This window comes from Tabrizicola oligotrophica, from assembly GCF_011008935.1.
Lineage (GTDB): Bacteria > Pseudomonadota > Alphaproteobacteria > Rhodobacterales > Rhodobacteraceae > Tabrizicola_A > Tabrizicola_A oligotrophica.
On sequence record NZ_JAAIVJ010000036.1, the window covers coordinates 1 to 1229 of the forward strand.

Consider the following 1229-nt stretch of genomic DNA (forward strand, 5'->3'; position numbering starts at 1 on the left):
CCGCCCATGCCCGTCACCCCCGGATTTTTCACCGACAGCCTTTCTGCGCGCGATCCCGAGATTTTCGGGGCAGTGACGTCGGAGCTTGGTCGTCAGCGTCACGAGATCGAGCTGATTGCCTCGGAGAACATCGTCAGCCGCGCCGTGATGGAGGCGCAGGGCTCGGTGATGACCAACAAATACGCCGAGGGCTATGCCGGCAAGCGCTATTACGGCGGCTGCGAGTTTGTCGACATCGCCGAGAACCTGGCGATGGAGCGGGCCTGCAAGCTGTTTGGCTGCTCTTTTGCCAATGTGCAGCCGAACTCGGGGTCGCAGGCCAACCAGGGGGTGTTCCAGGCGCTGATCCAGCCCGGCGACACCATCTTGGGCATGAGCCTTGATGCCGGCGGTCACCTGACCCATGGCGCGGCGCCGAACCAGTCGGGCAAGTGGTTCAAGGCGGTGCAATACGGCGTGCGTCCGCAGGACAGCCGGCTGGACTATGACCAGCTCGCCGCGCTGGCCGCCGAGCACCAGCCGAAGCTCATCATCGCCGGCGGCTCGGCGATTCCGCGCGTCATCGACTTTGCCCGGATGCGCGAGATTGCCGATTCTGTCGGCGCCTATCTGCTGGTCGACATGGCCCATGTCGCCGGTCTGGTGGCGGCCGGGCTTTACCCCTCGCCCTTCCCGCATGCCCATGTGGCGACCACCACCACGCACAAGACCCTGCGCGGTCCGCGCGGCGGCATGATCCTCACGAATGACGAGGCGATTGCCAAGAAGATCAACTCGGCGATCTTCCCGGGCATTCAGGGCGGCCCGCTGATGCATGTGATCGCGGCCAAGGCGGTGGCCTTCGGCGAGGCGCTGCGCCCCGAATTCGTCGACTACCAGAAGCAGGTGGTGGCCAATGCCAGGGCGCTGGCCGAGCAGCTGATGAAGGGCGGGCTCGACATCGTCACGGGGGGCACCGACAGCCACCTGATGCTGGTCGACCTGCGGCCGAAGGGCGTGAAGGGCAACGCCACCGAAAAGGCCCTGGGCCGGGCGCATATCACCTGCAACAAGAACGGCATCCCGTTCGACCCGGAAAAGCCGACCGTGACCTCGGGCGTGCGCCTCGGCACTCCGGCCGGCACGACGCGCGGCTTCGGCGAGGCCGAGTTCCGCCAGATCGCCGACTGGATCGTTGAAGTGGTCGACGGGCTGGCCCAGCATGGCGAAGACGGCAACGCCGCCGTCGA

1 protein-coding gene is annotated in these 1229 nt (G+C 66.4%); it reads left to right on the top strand.

Features of this window, described 5'->3' with window-relative positions; genetic code table 11:
* Positions 1-6: 6 nt before the first annotated feature.
* Positions 7-1229, top strand: a 1223-nt coding sequence (glyA, locus tag G4Z14_RS18700) for a serine hydroxymethyltransferase (RefSeq protein ID WP_164628477.1), incomplete at its 3' end; no start/stop codon positions are given.